The organism is Azospirillum sp. ST 5-10, from assembly GCF_051225715.1.
Taxonomy (GTDB): domain Bacteria; phylum Pseudomonadota; class Alphaproteobacteria; order Azospirillales; family Azospirillaceae; genus Azospirillum.
Genome location: NZ_JBPJSP010000001.1, coordinates 244,310 through 260,397, shown reverse-complemented (window position 1 = coordinate 260,397; position 16,088 = coordinate 244,310). Strand labels below are relative to the sequence as shown.

Below are 16,088 nucleotides of genomic sequence, written 5' to 3'. Positions count from 1 at the left end.
TTTCCATTCCTGTGGGGCCGGGCTATACCCCCGGCCCCATGAGCTTCGCGCGATCCGTCGCCACCGTCGGCGGCCTCACCATGCTGAGCCGGGTCGCCGGCTTCCTTCGCGACGTGCTGACCGCCGCCCTGCTGGGGGCCGGGCCGGTGGCCGACGCCTTCTTCGTCGCCCTGAAGCTGCCCAACTTCTTCCGCCGGCTGTTCGCCGAGGGGGCCTTCTCCGTCGCCTTCGTCCCGCTCTTCTCCGAGCGGCTGCAGAAGGAGGGGCGGGCGGCGGCGGTGGCCTTCGCCGGCGAGGCGATGGCGGTGCTGCTGTGCGTGCTGGTGCCCTTCACCGTGCTGGCGGTGGCGGCGATGCCGCACCTGATGGTGGGGCTGGCCCCCGGTTTCGCCGACGAGCCGGCCAAGTTCGCGCTGGCCGTCGGCTACGCCCGCCTGACCTTTCCCTACCTGATGCTGGTCTCGCTGGTGGCGCTGCTGGGCGGCGTGCTCAACGCGCTCGGCCGGTTCGGGCCGTTCGCGGCGGCCCCCATCGCCTTCAACCTGACGCTGATCGCGGCGCTGCTGCTGGCGCCCGCGCTGGGCGCCGACCGCGGCGCCGCCATGGCGGTGGGCGTGACGGTGTCGGGGGTGGTGCAGCTCGTGTGGATGGCCTGGGCCTGCCGCGCCGCCGGCGTCGTCGTGCGCCTGCCGCGGCCCCGCCTGTCGCCCGCCATCCGCCGCCTGTTCCGCCTGGTCGGGCCCGGCGCGGTCGGCGCCGGCGTCATGCAGATCAACCTGTTCGTCGACGTCATCCTGGCCTCGCTGCTGCCCTCGGGCGCGGTCTCGTACCTCTACTACGCCGACCGCCTCAACCAGCTGCCGCTCGGCATCATCGGCATCGCCATCGGCACGGCGCTGCTGCCGCTGCTGGCGCGCCACGCCGCCGCCGGCGACCGCGACGCCATGCGCCACGACTTCAGCCGGGCGCTGGAGTTCAGCCTGCTGCTCGGCCTGCCGGCCGCGGTCGCCCTGGTCACCGCCGGCCGCCCGATGGTCGCCGTGCTGTTCGAGCGCGGCGCCTTCGGCCCGGCCGAGGCGTCGGCCACGGCGTGGACGCTCGCCGCCTACGCCGTCGGCATCCCGGCCTACGTCGTCACCAAGGTGCTGAGCGCGGCCTTCTTCGCCCGCCAGGACACCGCCACGCCGGTGCGGGTGGCGGTGGCGGTGACGGTCGCCAACGGGCTGCTGGCCTTCCTGCTGCTCCAGGGGCTGGCCCAGGTGGGGATCGCGCTGGCGACCGGCCTGACGGCCTGGCTCAACGTGGCGCTGCTGGTGCGCGCGCTGCGCGCCCGCGGCCTGCTGGAGATCGACGACCGCGCCCGCCGGCGCGCCCCGCGCATCGTCCTCGCCGCCCTGCTCATGGGGCTGGCCCTCGCCGGCGGTTCGGCGCTGCTCGCGCCCTGGCTCTACGCCGGCTCCGGCGCGGTGCGGCTGGCCGCCCTGGCCCTGCTGCTGGGGCTGGGCGGCGCCCTCTACGGCGGACTGGCGCATGCGCTGGGCGCGGCGCATCTGGGTGAGGTGAAGGCGCTGCTGCGGCGCCGGCGGTGACGGCGGCGGGTGGGCAGCGGGTGGCCGCCGGTCCGTTCGTCACCCCGCCAGGACGAGGATGTCCGAGGCGGACAGGCTGCGGACCTGGAGCGTGGCGATGGTGACGGCGGCTCCCGCCCCCGTTCCGTCGGCGTCGAACGACAGCGCCCCGGTCTGCGTGTCGAAGACGAAGGCCGGGGTGGCGTCGGCGGGGTTGCCGAGGGCGAAGTTGGCCGCAGCCAGGCTGCCGGTGGCGAGAGTGCCGAAGTTGGGGCTGACCACCGCGATCCGGTCCACCCCTGCCTGGAAGTCGAGGATCGTGTCGCCGCCCTCGCCGGGCGCGCGGACGATGAACAGATCCGCGCCCAGGCCGCCCGCCAGGGTGTCGGCGCCCAGGTTGCCGTCGAGCCGGTCGTCGCCCTGGCCGCCGAACAGGACGTCATCCCCCTGGCCGCCGAACAGGATGTCGGTGCCCTGGTTGCCGAACAGCGCGTCGCCGCTTTGCCCGCCATAGAGCGTGTCGGCGCCCAGGTTGCCGTAGAGCAGGTCGTCGCTCTGGTCGCCGTAGAGGAGGTCGTCGTCCTGGCCGCCGAACAGGGTGTCCGGATCCTCCTGCCCGTGCAGGACGTCGCTGCCCTGGTTGCCGTACAGGGCGTCGCCGCCGCTGCCGCCGAGCAGGCTGTCGCCGCCGGCCCCTCCCGACAGGGTGTCGTCTCCGCTGCCGCCGTCGATCGTGTCGGCGCCGGACGTCCCGATCAGCCGATCCGGCCCGGTGGTGCCGGACAGGGGCGATGGGCCGCCGCTCCCGCCGCCATCGCCGCCCGACGGAGGGGCCGGCGTGACGTCCGTCAGCACCACGTCGTTTCCGTCGGTTCCCGCGGCGTAGCTGATCCGGTAGGTGCGGCCGCCGCTCGTGACGGTGCCGCCCTCGGCGAGGCCGGTGAAGGTTCCGGTTACGGCGTCGGCGCCGTCGTTGGCGATCAGCACGAAGCTGTCGCCGGTGGCCGAGGTGTAGCCGAAGGTGGTGGTCAGCGTGGCACCGGACAGGCCGACGGTGCCGGTGACGGCGATCCGGTCGTGCAGCGTGCCGGCGGCGGTGCCGTTGATCTCCATGGCGAGGGTCGCGCCGGCCGCCAGCGTCAGGCTTCCGGTGGCGAGCGTGCCCGGGCTGTTGCCGGGGGCGAGGGACCCGCCGGAGGCGACGGCGACCGCGCCGGCGATGCTGCCGGAGCCGGCCAGGGTCGCGCCCGCGGCGACATTGACCGCGCCGGTGCCGTCCAGCGCCCCGGTGACCGAGAGCGTGCCGGCGCTCACCGTCGTCGCTCCGGAGTAGGTGTTGGTGCCGTCCAGGGTGAGGGCGTTGGCGCCGGTCTTGGTGAGGCCGCCGGTGCCGGAGATCAGGCCGGACAGGGTCACGTCGGCGCCGCTCGCCGACACGGTGCCGTTGCCGGCGCCGAGGCTGACCGCGTTGTCGATGGTGCCGCCGCCGGTGACCGCGAGCGTGCCGCCGTCCAGGGTGACCGCACCGGCGCCGAGGTTGCCGTCGCCGGCGACCGACAGGGTGCCGGCGCTCACCGTCGTCGCTCCGGAGTAGGTGTTGGTGCCGTCCAGGGTGAGGGCGTTGGCGCCGGTCTTGGTGAGGCCGCCGGTGCCGGAGATCAGGCCGGACAGGGTCACGTCGGCGCCGCTCGCCGACACGGTGCCGTTGCCGGCGCCGAGGCTGACCGCGTTGTCGATGGTGCCGCCGCCGGTGACGGCCAGCGTGCCGCCGTCCAGGGTGACCGCACCGGCGCCCAGGTTGCCGTCGCCGGCCACCGCGAGCGTGCCGGCGCTCACCGTGGTGGTCCCGGTGTAGGTGTTGGCGCCGGACAGCGTCAGCGTGCCGGCTCCCGCCTTGGCCATGTCGTTGCCGCTGATGACGTTCGACAGCGTGGCGTCGTTGGCGTTGGTGTCGACCGTGCCGCCGCTGGCGCCGAGGGTGATGGCGTTGTCGATGGCGAGCGACGTGGCGTCGGTGCGCAGCGTGCCGCCATTCAGTGCGATGCCGCCGGTACCGAGCGCGTCGGCGTTGCCGATGGCGAGCGTGCCGGCGCCGAGCGTGGTCGTGCCCGAATAGTCGGCGTTGGCGCCGGTGATCGCCAGGGTGCCCACGCCCGACTTGGTCAGGCCGCCGCTGCCGGCGATGGCGCCGGTGCCGGCGATCGTCCGCGAGCCGGTGGTGACCTCGGCGGTGGTCGTCGCCGTGCCGTCGAGGAACATCACCGAGCCGCGAGCCTGGCCGGCGGCGCCGGCGGTCGAGCCTGCTCCGGTGGCCGATCCGCCGGCACCGCCGGTGACCGAATAGGTGCCGGCGAAGACGCTGTCGGTGATGGTCAGGCTGCCGCCGTCGCGCACGAACACCGCACCGCCCAGCGCGCCGCCGCCGCCGCCGCCGCCGCCCCAGATGCCCCCGGCCCCGCCGAAGCTGCCGGCAGCTCCGGCGGTGGTGTTTCCCGCGCCGGAGCCCCCGCCCCCGCCACCGAATCCTCCCGTGCCGCCGAGAAGCCCGTTGAAACCGCCGCCGCCGCCGCCGCCGCCAAAACCGCCGTCAGCGCCGACAGCGTTGTTGCCGCCGCCGCCGCCGCCGCCGAAATCGCCGCCCGCTCCACCGGTTGCGGCGGCGCTGCCGCCGCCGCCCCCGCCGCCGATCCCACCCGCGCCGCCGCCGCCCTGCCAGCCGCCGCCGCCGCCCCCGCCCGATGTGCCACCGGCTCCGCCGATGCCGCTCGCGGTGTTGCCGCCGCCGCCGCCCCCGCCGCCGCCCGCGGTGCCGTCGGCGCCGGCGCCACCGCCCGGCGCGCCGCCGGCCCCTCCTCCGCCAGTGGCGGCGCCGCCGGCGGACGTGGTGCCTGTGGCTCCTCCATCGCCCAGCGCAGCGCCGCCGCCGCCGCCGCCGCCGCGGGGTGCGCTGCCGCTGTCGCTGGCGCCACCGGCGCCCAGGCGCCCGCCGCCGCCGCCGCCGCCACTCCCGCCGACTCCGCCGTTGCCGAATTCGCCGCCGCCGCCGCCACCACCGTTGTAATCGCCGCCGGCCCCGCCGTTTCCGGCGTAGCCGCCGCCGCCGCCGCCGCCGACCGCGTTGGCCCCTGAGGTCGCGCCGGCGCCGCCGAGACCGCCGCCGCCGCCGCCGCCGCCGCCCGACGTTCCGTCCCTGCTCCCGCCGGCACCACCGACCGCCGCGGCGTCGCCGACCGAGACGCCGCTCAATGTCACCGCGGCGCCGGCGTTGACGAACACCGCGCCGCCCGCACCCAGTCCACCGCCGCCCCCGCCGCCTTGGCGACCGTCTCCACCGGCCCCGCCCTCCGCCCTGGTGTCCACGACGGTCAGGCTGCTGATGGTCACCGTGCCGGCCTGCACGAAGAACGCCCGGTGGTTGCCGCCGCCGCTCACCGTCGTGGCCGGGCTGGCGCCGGTGATGGTCATGTCGCGGGTGATCATCGGCAGCGGCTGTGACAGGGTGATGTTCGCCGTGATCCGGATGTCGGTGTCGGCCCCGCCCCCGTCGTTGGCGGCGAAGATCGCGGCGCGCAGCGCGCTTTCCGAGCTGACGTCGATCGTCATGGCGTGTGTCCCCGGCGGCGTGCCCGACCGTCCGTCCGGGCGGCGGGGGTCAAGGGTGAGGGTCGAGGGGGTGGCGGTGCGGTGATCGGCTGTGGGCCGATGGTGGCGTCAGACGCGGCGACCCGCTCTGCGCTGTCCGGAAATTCCACGCAATGCGTCCGAAAAAGTCGATGGATCGTCCACAAATCCTTGTCCACGCCATCGGATTGCATCAACGTTGGCGGTGTATGAGCAACGGACCGGAAGCTATGCGCAACCGACAGCTCCATCACCCGTGCCGCCCCCTGGTTCCCTCGCCATAGACGCCGCGCCGTGCCCGACATCGAATGGTTGCTGCACGCGGCGACGGGCCGCACGTCGCTGTGGATCGAGGAACGCACCCCGGTCGCGGACGAGAACTGGCAGGGCAGCGTCGAGCGGATCGAGATCGCCGACGGTCTGCGGGTCTTCCTGGTCGCCGCGGAGGTGCTGCGCGACATGGTGGTGGAGCCGCGCAACGGCGCCTCCACGCTCTGGCTGACCGGCCAGATCAGCGTGTCGGGGGTCCTGGACCACCGCTTCACCGACAGCACGGAGCTGCGGATCGCGCCGGAGCAGGCGATGCTCTTCCGCCCGCTGGAGACCTCGTCGGTGGTCACCATGCGCGGCGGCCAGAGCCTGCGGCTGACGGGCTACGCCTTCGACCTCGACCGCGCCGTCGGCTTGCTCGACGGCGTGGTGCCGAGGCCGCTGGAGCCGTTGTTCGCCCCCGACCCGGCGCACACGCCCGTCGTTCCCACCCCGGCGTCGCCGCGCCTGCGCCGGCTGGCGGAGGACCTGTTCGCCCCGGGCCTGAACGGGCCGCTGCGCATCCTCTTCATGGAGGGGGTCGCGCTCCAGCTCCTGGCGCTTCAGGCCGCGGCCGTGGCCGAGGCGCCGAGACGGCGGCCCGAGGCCGTCTCGGCCCGCGAGCGCGCGATGGTCGAGGAGGCGCGGGACCGCCTGGTCGCCGACATGCGCAACCCGCCGAGCCTGGGCGCGCTGGCCGCCGCCGTGGGCATGACCGAGCGCCGCCTCAACGCCGGATTCCGCGCGGTGTTCGGCACCACGGCGTTCGAACTGCTGCGCAACGAGCGCCTGGAACACGCCCGGCGCGCCATCACCACCGAGGACGTGGTGCTGAAGGAGATCGCCCACCGCGTCGGCTACAACCACGTCACCAACTTCATCAACGCGTTCACCGCCCGTTTCGGCGTGCCGCCGCGCGGCTACAACGAGGCGCTCCCGCCGCCGGTGCGCCGCAAGGGCGCACTCGCCGGGCGGTAACCTTCCCGCAAGGCCCGATGTCCGCGGCTTGACCGGCCGGCGCTGCGGCGCGATAACAGCCGCCTTCCCGGATTTCGCGACAGACGCGCGAGGACAGTGCCTTGAACCGCATCTTCTCCGGCATGCAGCCGACCCGCCAGCTCCACCTCGGCAACTACCTCGGCGCGCTGCGCAACTGGGTCGCCCTGCAGGACCAGTACGAGTGCATCTTCTGCGTCGTCGACCTGCACGCGCTGACCCAGACCCAGGCGCCGGACGTCCTGCGCAACAACATCCGCGAGGTCGCCGCCGCCTACATCGCCGCCGGCATCGACCCGCAGCGCAACGTCCTGTTCCACCAGTCCTTCGTGCCGCAGCACTCCGAGCTGTCGTGGATCCTGTCCTGCCACACGCCGATCGGCTGGCTGAACCGGATGACCCAGTTCAAGGAGAAGGCCGGCAAGCAGCGCGACATGGCCAACCTCGGCCTCTACGCCTACCCCGTGCTGATGGCCGCCGACATCCTGCTCTACAAGGCCACCCACGTGCCGGTGGGCGAGGACCAGAAGCAGCACCTGGAGCTGGCCCGCGACATCGCCGGCGCCTTCAACCGCCACTACGGGGTCGAGTGCTTCCCGCTGCCCGAGCCGCAGATCCTCGGCGAGGCGACCCGGGTGATGTCGCTGCGCGACGGCACCAAGAAGATGAGCAAGTCGGACGAGTCCGAGTACTCGCGCATCAACATGACCGACGACGCCGACACCATCGCGCTCAAGATCCGCAAGGCGAAGACCGACCCCGAGCCGCTGCCCGACAGCGTCGAGGAGCTGGAGAAGCGCCCCGAGGCCGACAACCTCGTCACCATCTACGCCGCCCTGGCCGGCGAGTCGCGGGCCGACACGCTGGGCCGCTTCGCCGGCGCCCAGTTCTCGGCCTTCAAGGGCGCGCTGGTCGACGTCTCGGTGGCCAAGCTCGCCCCCATCACCCGGCGCATGAACGAGCTGATGGGCGACAAGGCGGAGATCGACCGGCTGCTGCGGGCCGGCGGCGAGCGCGCCGCCGCCATGGCCGAGACGCACCTCGCCGAGATCAAGGACATCATCGGCCTGCTGCGGCCGGGAACCTGACGCCATGGCCGGCCCGCTCCTGCTGACCGGGTTCCAGCCGTTCGACGAGCACGCCGTCAACCCGACGGCCCTGCTGATGGAGCGGCTGGCCGGCATGGAGGGGGTGATCACCGCCGTGCTGCCGGTGGAGTACGACACCTGCGGCACCGTCCTGGCCGGGCTGGTCGAGCGCCACGCCCCGGTGGCGGTGCTGTCCTTCGGGCTGTCGTTCCGCACGGATTCGGTGCTGGTCGAGCGGCTGGCCTGGAACCGCGACGAGAGCGACAAGGCCGACAACGCCGGCGTCGTGCGCGCGGGGGCGGAGATCGTCGCCGGCGCCCCCACCGCCTACGGCTGCGGCATGCCGGTGCCGCTCCTGGTGCGCGTCCTGGCGCAGGCCGGCGTGCCCGTGGCGATCAGCGACCATGCCGGCGGCTACGTCTGCAACCATCTCTATTTCCGCGCCCGCCACATGGTCGAGGCCGGCGGCCTCGATCTGCCGACGGCGTTCATCCACGTGCCGCCCCTGCCGGAGCAGGTGGCCGGCCACAGCGGGCGCAGCGGCCTGGCGTTCGACCGGCTGGAGCGGGCGGTGCGCACCCTGGTGGACGCGCTGCGCCGCGGGCTGGGCGAGGCGCCCTGAGGGGCGACATTGCCCCCACCCTCCCCGCGGCAACGCCGCGGGTCCCCTCCCTCCCCCGCTTCGCAGGGGAGGGCAAGAAAAGGCACCCTCCCCTGCGAAGCGGGGGAGGGTCGGGGTGGGGGCGGAGGTGCGCCAAAACCTCCGGCCCGCCGCCCTCACGCGCTGCGGGCGTCGTCGGCGTCGGCGATCTCGTCGTAGGTGCGCTGGCGGATGCCGGCGCTGCCGTCGATGACGATGATCTTGTCGGCGTTGCGGATCGTCGCCAGGCGGTGGGCGATCACCAGCGTGGTGCGCCCGCGCGACAGCTCGGTGAGCGACTGCTGGATCTCGCGCTCGGTCTGGGTGTCCAGCGCCGACGTCGCCTCGTCGAGGATCAGGATCGGCGGGTTCTTCAGGAACATGCGGGCGATCGTCACCCGCTGCTTCTGGCCGCCCGACAGCTTGATGCCGCGCTCGCCGACGACGGTGTCGAGCCCGTCGGGCAGCGAGGCGATCAGCCCGTCGAGGCGCGCGCGCCGGGCCGCCTCCATGATCTCGGCGTCGCCGGCGCCGAGCCGGCCATAGGCGATGTTCTCGCGGATGGTGCCGCCGAACAGGAAGACGTCCTGCTGGACCACGCCGATCTGGCGGCGCAGCGACGCCAAGGTGATGTCGCGGATGTCGATGCCGTCGATGGTGATGCGCCCGCCCTCGACCTCGTAGAAGCGCGGCAGCAGGGAACAGATGGTCGTCTTGCCCGCCCCCGACGGACCGACCAGAGCCACGGTCCTGCCCGCCTCGATCTCCAGGTCGATGCCGTTGAGCACCGGCCGGGTCCCGCCGTAGCCGAAGGTCACGCCCTCGAAGCGGATGTTGCCTGTGAGCGGCGGCGCCGGCACGGCGCCGGGGCGGTCGGCGATGTCCGGCTGCGTCTCCAGGAGGTCGAGGTAGCGGCGGAAGCCGGCGATGCCCCTGGGGTAGGTCTCGATCACCGCGTTGATCTTCTCGATCGGCCGGAAGAACACGTTGACGAGCAGCAGGAAGGCGAAGAAGCCGCCCTGGCTGAGCCCGCCGGTCAGCACGAAGTGGGCGCCGGCCAGCATGACGACGATCAGGATCAGCCGCATGCTCATGTAGCTGAGCGTCGTCGACATCGCCATGATGCGGTAGGCGTCGAGCTTGGTGCGGCGGTAGCGCTCGTTGTCGTGGGCGAACAGGGTGCGCTCGTGGTCCTCGTTGGTGAAGGCCTGGACCACCCGCATGCCGCCGACGTTCTCCTCGATGCGGACGTTGAAGGCGCCGACCCGGGAGTAGAGGGCCTGCCAGTTGCGGGTCATGCGGCCGCCGTAGCGGCTGGTCACCCAGGCGACGATCGGGACGATCACCGCCGTGATCAGGGCCAGCGGCGGGTGGACCATCACCATCAGCACGAAGGCGCCGATGAAGGTCATCACCGCGATCAGCAGGTCCTCCGGACCGTGGTGGGCGACCTCGCCGATCTCCTCCAGGTCCTTGGTCACCCGGGCGATGAGGTGGCCGGTCTTGTTGTTGTCGTAGAAGCTGAAGGACAGCTTCTGCAGGTGGTCGAAGCTGCGCCGGCGCATCTCGGTCTCGATGTTGATGCCGAGCTTGTGGCCCCAGTAGACGACCACCGCCATCAGCCCGCCGTTGGCGAGATAGATCACCAGCAGCCCGATCGAGGCGGCGACGATCAGCCCCCAGTCCTGGGTCGGCAGGAGCTGGTCGACGAACGACCGCACCGCCATGGGAAAGCCCAGCTCCAGGACGCCCGACAGCACCGCGCAGACGATGTCGAGGGCGAACAGGGCCTTGTAGGGCTGGTAGTAGGCGAAGAAACGGCGAAGCATCGGGTCCAATCCAAGGATGCGGGTCGAAAGGTGCGGGCGGCGGGAACCGCTCAGCCCGGGCGGGGGACACCCCGGCCGAGCAGCCAGATCAGGTAGGGCCCGCCCAGCAGCGCGACGAACAGGCCGAGCGGCAACTGGTACGGGAACGCCACGGTGCGGGCAAGCCAGTCCGACAGCATCATCAGCGCGCCGCCGATCAGCACCGCGCCGGTGCCCTGGGCGAGCGGCCGGGCGAGGCCGATGAGGCGCGCCAGATGGGGGGCGATCAGGCCGACGAAGCTCAAGGGGCCGACGAACAGTGAGGCGGTGGCGGCGAGCACGCCGGCCAGCACCACCAGGAGCATGCGGCTGCGGGCGACCGGCAGGCCGAGGTTGCGCGCCGCGGCGCCGCCGAGCGGCAGGATGTCCAGCCAGCGCGCCGCGAAGGGCAGCGGGGCGAGCAGGCAGGCCGCCGCCGCCAGGGCGAACCACGCCTCCGCCGGCGTCGCCTCGTTGGTCGTGCCGCTGATCCAGCGCAGGAGCTCGAACGCCTCCCGGCTGCCGGTGGCGATGACGGCGGTCAGGACGGCGCTGCACAGGGCGCCCATGGCGATGCCGCCGAGCAGCAGGCGTTCCGGCCCGAAGCCGCCGCGGGCGGCGAGCCCCAGGATGGCGACCAGCACGGCGACGGCGGCCGCGGCGGCGGCGGCCGAGCGCACCGCGGTGCCCGCGTCCGGCAGGGCGAACAGGGCGATCACCAGCCCGACGCCGGCGCCCGTGGCGACGCCGAGGATCTCCGGGCTGGCCAGCGGGTTGCCGGTGATGCGCTGGAGAAGGCAGCCGGAGGCCGCCAGCATGGCCCCGGCGGCGAGCGCCACCGCCAGGCGCGGCGCGCGCCACGGCATGAGGTCGAGAAGGAGGTCGCCGCCCGCCACGTGCCAGCCGTCCGGCGTGCGGCCGACCACCAGCCCGACGGCGGCGGCGGCCAGCAGGAGGCCGGCGAGGACGGCGAGCGCCGCCCGCGGCCGTCCGCTGCGGCGCGCCGACGCGGGGCGGGCGTTGAGCGACGGCCACTCGACCATGCGCAGGCGCGGCAGCAGCCACAGCAGCAGCGGCCCGCCGAGCAGGGCGGTCGCCGCGCCGGCCGGCACGCGCTCGCCGCCGACGCTTGCCAGCAGCTGGACCGCGCCGTCGGTCAGCCAGAGCAGAAGCGCGCCGATCAGCGGGGTGGCGACGAGCCGCTCGGTCTGCGACCGCGCGCCGCTGAGATGGGCGAGCGCCGGCGCCGCCAGCCCGACGAAGCCGATCACCCCCACTTCGGCGGTCACCGAGGCCGCCAGCCAGACGGCCACGGCGATGATGAGGAATCGGGTGGTGTGGAGGGCCAGCCCGACGCTGCGGGCGCTGGCGTCGTCGAGCCCCAGCACGGCGAGCGGGCGGGCCAGCAGGACGGCGGCGGCGACGCCGATCAGCAGGCGGACGGCGATGGTGACGGTCGGCCCCCAGCTCTGCTGGACCAGCGAGCCTCCGCCCCACACGAAGATCGAGAAGAGGTATTCGCCGTTGGCGAGGATGAAGGAGGCGCTGGCGGCGGTGGCCGTCAGGGCGGTCATCATGCCGGCGAGCACCACCGAGACCGGCTCCAGCCCGCGCCGCCACGTCAGGCCGAGGATCAGCGCCGCGGCGGCGAGCCCGCCGGCCAGCGCCACGCCCTCGCGGGCATGCTCCATCAGGACGGGCGCGTAGAGGCTGGCCGCCACCATGGCGAACTGCGACCCCGCGGCGATGCCCAGGGTCGACGGCTCCGCCAGCGGATTGCGCAGGACGCGCTGGAGCAGGAGCCCGGACAGGCCGAGCGCCGCCCCGGCGACCAGGGCCATGGCGATGCGCGGGAACACCAGATGGTGCAGGGCCACCGCTTCGAGGTCGGGTCCGCCCACGGCCGGATCGGTGAAGCCGGGCAGGGGATCGGCGATCGGCACCGCGGACAGGGCGGCGGCGAGCAGGGCCAGGCCGCCCCACAGGGGCAGCCAGCGGGGCACGACGGGCCGTCGGTGCCGGCGTTCGCTGATCTCAGCCATCGGCGATCCCCGCGCCGGTCAGGGCCGCGGTGAACTGCCGCGCGAACCGGCGCGCCGCCGGCAGGCCGCCGAAGTGATTGACCGGAGGGAGCGTCACCACCCGGCCGCCCCGCACCATCGGCAGCGCGTTCCACAGCGCGCTGTCCGCCAGCGCCCAGCGGACCTCCGGCGGCGTCGGTTCGACGATGGCGACGACCGCCTCCGGCACGCGGGCGAGCACCTCGAAGCCCACGGGCGCCATGGCGGCGTAGCGGGTGTCCGCCGACCAGGCGTTGTGCAGCCCGAGCCGCGTCAGGACGTCGCCGAACAGGCTGTCGGCGCCGAAGGCGCGGACATGCCGGGGGTCGCCGAAATTGACGACGTAGGCCGGCCGGCCGGCGAGGGGGCGCAGGGTGCCGGCGTGACCGGCGATCTCCGCCTCGGCCGCCGCGACCGCGGCGGCGGCAAGGTTCTCGCGCCCGAGACGGCGCCCCAGCTCCAGCGCCGCGGCGACGGCGCGGGGGTAGGGCGGCTCGCCGGGCAGGTAGACCGGCAGCGACAGGACCGGCGCGATGCGTTCCAGGTTGGCCCGCTGGGCCTCGTAGTAGTTGGAGCTGAGGATCAGGTCGGGTGCCGCGATCCGCAGCATCTCGTAGTTCGGCGCGCCGCGCAGGCCGAGGTCGGCCACGCCCCCGGGCAGCTCCGGTTCGATGGCGATGCGGCGGAACTGCCGGAGTTCGGTCGCCGCGACCGGCGCCATGCCGAGCATCAGCAGGGTTTCCAGGGCCGCCCAGTCGATCGCCGCGACCCGGGCGGTGGCGGTGGCGGCGGCGGCGGCGCGGGCCGGCACCGGCAGCGCGGCGGCGGCCATCAGCGCCAGCGCATGGCGGCGGCTCAGGCGGACGGGACCCGCGGTCACTGGATGTAGCCGATGGGGGCGCCGGTGCGCGGGTGCGGCAGCGTGCCCATGGCGATGCCGTAGATGCCGGCCAGCACGTCCGGGTTCATGATGGCGGCGGGCGTGCCGCGCGCCACCAGGCGGCCGTCGCGCAGCGCCAGGATCTCGTCGCACAGGCGGGCCGCCATGTTGATGTCGTGCAGCACGACGACGGCGCCGATGCCGCGGGACCGGCTCAGCGCCCGCACGAGGTCGAGCATCTCCACCTGGTGGGCGATGTCGAGGGCCGAGGTCGGCTCGTCCAGCAGCAGGCAGCGGGTGTCCTGGGCCAGCATCATGGCGAGCCACACGCGCTGGCGCTCGCCCCCCGACAGGCTGTCGACCAGCCGGTCGGCGAGGCGGTCGAGGTCGGTCTCGCGCATCGCCCGGGCCACCTTGGCGGCGTCCTCGGCGCCGAAGCGGCCGAGCGCGCCGTGCCAGGGGAAGCGGCCGAGCGCCACCAGCTCGCGCACCGTCAGGCCCTCGGCCGGCGGGGTGAACTGGGGCATGTAGGCGACGTTGCGGGCGAAGCTGCGGTCGCTGGCGGCGGCGATGGCGTCGCCCATGAAGAGGACGCGGCCGCCGCTCGGCCGCTGCTGGCGGGCCAGCACGCGCACCAGGGTGCTCTTGCCCGAGCCGTTGGCGCCGACCAGCCCGAAGATCCGGCCCGCCGGCAGGGTCAGGGAGAGGCCGTGCAGGATGCGTCGCCCGCCCGCCGCGACCTCCACGTCGTCGAGCTGGTAGAGTGCCGGTTCTTCGCGGTCCATCGGTGTTCCTCTTGCTGCCGGTGAGACGGAGCGGCCCGGCGTTCGGCCCCCACCCTGACCCTCCCCCGCGGAGCGGGGGAGGGAGGGGGCAACCGTCTGCCGCCGCTTCGGCCCGGCGTCACCAGGTCATGTGCAGGTTCAGCTTCACCACCCGTCCCTCGGCGTAGGCGCAGGAGTACTGGGTCTGGCAGCTCGCGACGTACTCCTTGTCGAAGAGGTTCGTCACGAAGAGGTCGGCGCCCCAGTTGTCCTTGGCGTAGCCGATGCGCGCGTCGAAGACGGTGGCGGACGGCACCTTCAGCGTGTTCTCGTTGTCAGCCCAGGACGAACCGACGTAGCGCACGCCGCCGCCGACGACCACGCCGTCGAGCACGTTGTCGCGGAACGTGTAGTCCAGGCTGGCGGACGCCTGGGTCTCCGGCACGAGGTAGGGCGTGTTGCCGGTCAGCGCCTCGTTGGCGTCCTCGGTGATCTCCAGGTCGAGCGCGGTGAAGGCCGCCGTGCCCCTGAGGTTGGGCGTGATGTCCACCTTCGCCTCGACCTCGACGCCCTGCGAGTTCACCTCGCCGATCTGCGTCTCGCCGAGGAACGGGCCGGTCACCACGTTCTTGCGGGTCAGGTCGAACAGCGCCACCGTGAAGATGCCGTCGATCCAGTCCGGCAGGTACTTCACGCCGACCTCGACCTGGTGGCCGGTCTCCGGCTTGTAGACGCCGGCAACCGCCGACGAGCCCAGGACCGGGTTGAAGAAGGTGGACACGCTGGCGTAGGGCGTGATGCCGTTGGCGAACTCGTAGGCGAGGCCGGCGCGGCCGCTCAGCTTGCCGTCGTCGCCCTCGTACTCGGGATTGCCGTCGGCTTCCGTGGAGACATGGTCGTAGCGGCCGTTGAGGGTGACGATCCAGCCCTGGCCGAAGCGCATCTGGTCCTGGAGATAGGCGCCGACCTGGTTCAGCGTCAGCACCTGGTCGATGTAGGGCGACCGTTCGCCCTGGACGGCGCCGTAGACCGGGTCGGTGGCGCTGATCGGCGTCGCCGAGCCGGAGAGCTGGACTTGGTCGAGCCGGTAGTAGCGGTAGTCGACGCCGACCAGGAACGTGTGGTCGACCGGGCCGGTCGCCACCTTCTTCTCGAGCTGGTTGTCGATGAGGAAGGAGTTGACCTCGGATTGATGCTCGAAGTTGATGCGCGACAGGAGGTTGTCGGGATCCGTCGGCGTCGCCGAGAAGCCGTTGTAGCCGTAGGGATAGATCGAGACCTCGTGGATGTCCGCGTAGGTGTAGCGGGTGTTCTGGCGGAAGGTCGTGGTGTCGTCGAAGGCGTGTTCGAACCGGTAGCCGACGGAGACCTGACGGCGGCGGTACTCGTCGCTGCCCGGCTCGGTGAAGTTGGCGTCGGGATCGATCTTGCCGAAGGGGGCGTCGACCACGCTGCCGACATAGGGCAGGAAGGCGCCGCCCACGTGCGACTCGTCGATGTCGGTGTAGTTGGCGAACAGGGTCAGGCTGGTGTCGTCCGTCGGCCGGATGCGCAGGCTCGACTGGAGGGTGCCGCGCATGCCGTCGGCATGGTCGCTGTAGGTGTCGCCGCCGGCGATCCGTCCGACGACGCGGTAGTCCAGCTTCTCGTTGAAGCGGTCGCCGATGTCGAACCCGAGATGGGCGTTGCCGGCATCGTTGATCCCGGTCTCGACGTGGCGCACCCGCCGGCCGTCGGCCAGCTTGCTGACGTAGTTGACGAGGCCGCCCGGGTTGCTGGCGCCGTAGAGGACCGACGACGCGCCCCGCAGCACCTCGATCCGCTCCAGGGTGAAGCTGTCGACGAACAGCCCGCCGAAACCGTAGCTGTAGAGCGCCAGCCCGTCCTGGTAGACGCCGGTCTGCGTCGCGTCGAAGCCGCGGATGTAGAGCCAGTTGGTGTCGGTGTCGGCGCCGAAGGGCTGGGCGAAGACGCCCGCCGTGTAGCGCAGCGCCTCGTCGGCCTTCTCGGCGCCGCGGTCGTCCATCTCCTCGCGCCCGATCACCGACACCGACTGCGGCACCTCCTCGATGGGGGTTCCCGTCTTCGCCCCGGCGGTGGTGCGGTTGGCGACGTAGCCCTCGACCGGTCCGGTGGCGTCCTCGGCCGGCGCCGTGCCGCCGACGGTGAGGCGGTCGAGGACGATGGTATCGTTGGCGTCTTGAGAATAGGCGATCGACGGGCACAAGAGTCCGACGACGGCCGTCGTCTGAAGCAGAATATACCCGATGCGGCGGTTCCGAACAAATTCCATAGCATACCCCACCAATCAAGAC

The 16,088-nt window shown here is 73.2% G+C and carries 10 protein-coding genes; 4 read left to right on the top strand and 6 right to left on the bottom strand.

What is annotated here, in order from left to right:
* Positions 1-38: 38 nt before the first annotated feature.
* Positions 39-1,589 (top strand): murein biosynthesis integral membrane protein MurJ, encoded by a 1,551-nt coding sequence (gene murJ / locus ACSBPG_RS01270; protein WP_435535275.1) that lies wholly within the window; start codon positions 39-41, stop codon positions 1,587-1,589.
* Positions 1,590-1,628: 39 nt separating this feature from the next.
* On the opposite strand, the gene ACSBPG_RS01265 is transcribed toward murJ, so the two are convergent.
* A complete protein-coding gene (locus tag ACSBPG_RS01265) occupies positions 1,629-5,171 on the bottom strand; it encodes a beta strand repeat-containing protein (protein WP_435535274.1) in 3,543 nt (1,180 codons plus the stop codon).
* Positions 5,172-5,483: 312 nt separating this feature from the next.
* Here ACSBPG_RS01265 and ACSBPG_RS01260 point away from each other — a divergent pair, with 312 nt between their 5' ends.
* From ACSBPG_RS01260 to ACSBPG_RS01250, 3 genes are all read left to right on the top strand, one after another.
* A complete protein-coding gene (locus tag ACSBPG_RS01260) occupies positions 5,484-6,476 on the top strand; it encodes a helix-turn-helix transcriptional regulator (RefSeq protein ID WP_435535273.1) in 993 nt (330 codons plus the stop codon).
* A 101-nt stretch (positions 6,477-6,577) separates the two neighbouring features.
* Positions 6,578-7,582: a tryptophan--tRNA ligase gene (gene trpS / locus ACSBPG_RS01255; protein ID WP_435535272.1), complete on the top strand. Its 1,005-nt coding sequence runs from the start codon at positions 6,578-6,580 to the stop codon at positions 7,580-7,582.
* Between the two features lie 4 nt (positions 7,583-7,586).
* Positions 7,587-8,204 (top strand): pyrrolidone-carboxylate peptidase, encoded by a 618-nt coding sequence (locus tag ACSBPG_RS01250; RefSeq protein ID WP_435535271.1) that lies wholly within the window; start codon positions 7,587-7,589, stop codon positions 8,202-8,204.
* 155 nt (positions 8,205-8,359) lie between these two features.
* On the opposite strand, the gene ACSBPG_RS01245 is transcribed toward ACSBPG_RS01250, so the two are convergent.
* The 5 genes from ACSBPG_RS01245 to ACSBPG_RS01225 form a co-directional block, all read right to left on the bottom strand.
* The gene (locus tag ACSBPG_RS01245; RefSeq protein WP_435535270.1) at positions 8,360-10,051 is read right to left on the bottom strand and encodes an ABC transporter ATP-binding protein; all 1,692 of its coding nucleotides are present in this window, start codon (positions 10,049-10,051) and stop codon (positions 8,360-8,362) included.
* 50 nt (positions 10,052-10,101) lie between these two features.
* The gene (gene fhuB, locus ACSBPG_RS01240) at positions 10,102-12,111 is read right to left on the bottom strand and encodes a Fe(3+)-hydroxamate ABC transporter permease FhuB (RefSeq protein ID WP_435535269.1); all 2,010 of its coding nucleotides are present in this window, start codon (positions 12,109-12,111) and stop codon (positions 10,102-10,104) included.
* Positions 12,104-13,009 (bottom strand): ABC transporter substrate-binding protein, encoded by a 906-nt coding sequence (locus tag ACSBPG_RS01235; RefSeq protein ID WP_435535268.1) that lies wholly within the window; start codon positions 13,007-13,009, stop codon positions 12,104-12,106. Before ACSBPG_RS01235 ends, fhuB begins: the two co-directional genes overlap by 8 nt.
* Positions 13,006-13,794, bottom strand: coding sequence for an ABC transporter ATP-binding protein (locus ACSBPG_RS01230; protein WP_435535267.1), 789 nt, complete (start codon positions 13,792-13,794; stop codon positions 13,006-13,008). Before ACSBPG_RS01230 ends, ACSBPG_RS01235 begins: the two co-directional genes overlap by 4 nt.
* 118 nt (positions 13,795-13,912) lie before the next feature.
* Entirely contained in the window at positions 13,913-16,066 is a 2,154-nt protein-coding gene (locus tag ACSBPG_RS01225; RefSeq protein ID WP_435535266.1) for a TonB-dependent siderophore receptor, read from the bottom strand.
* Positions 16,067-16,088 lie beyond the last annotated feature (22 nt).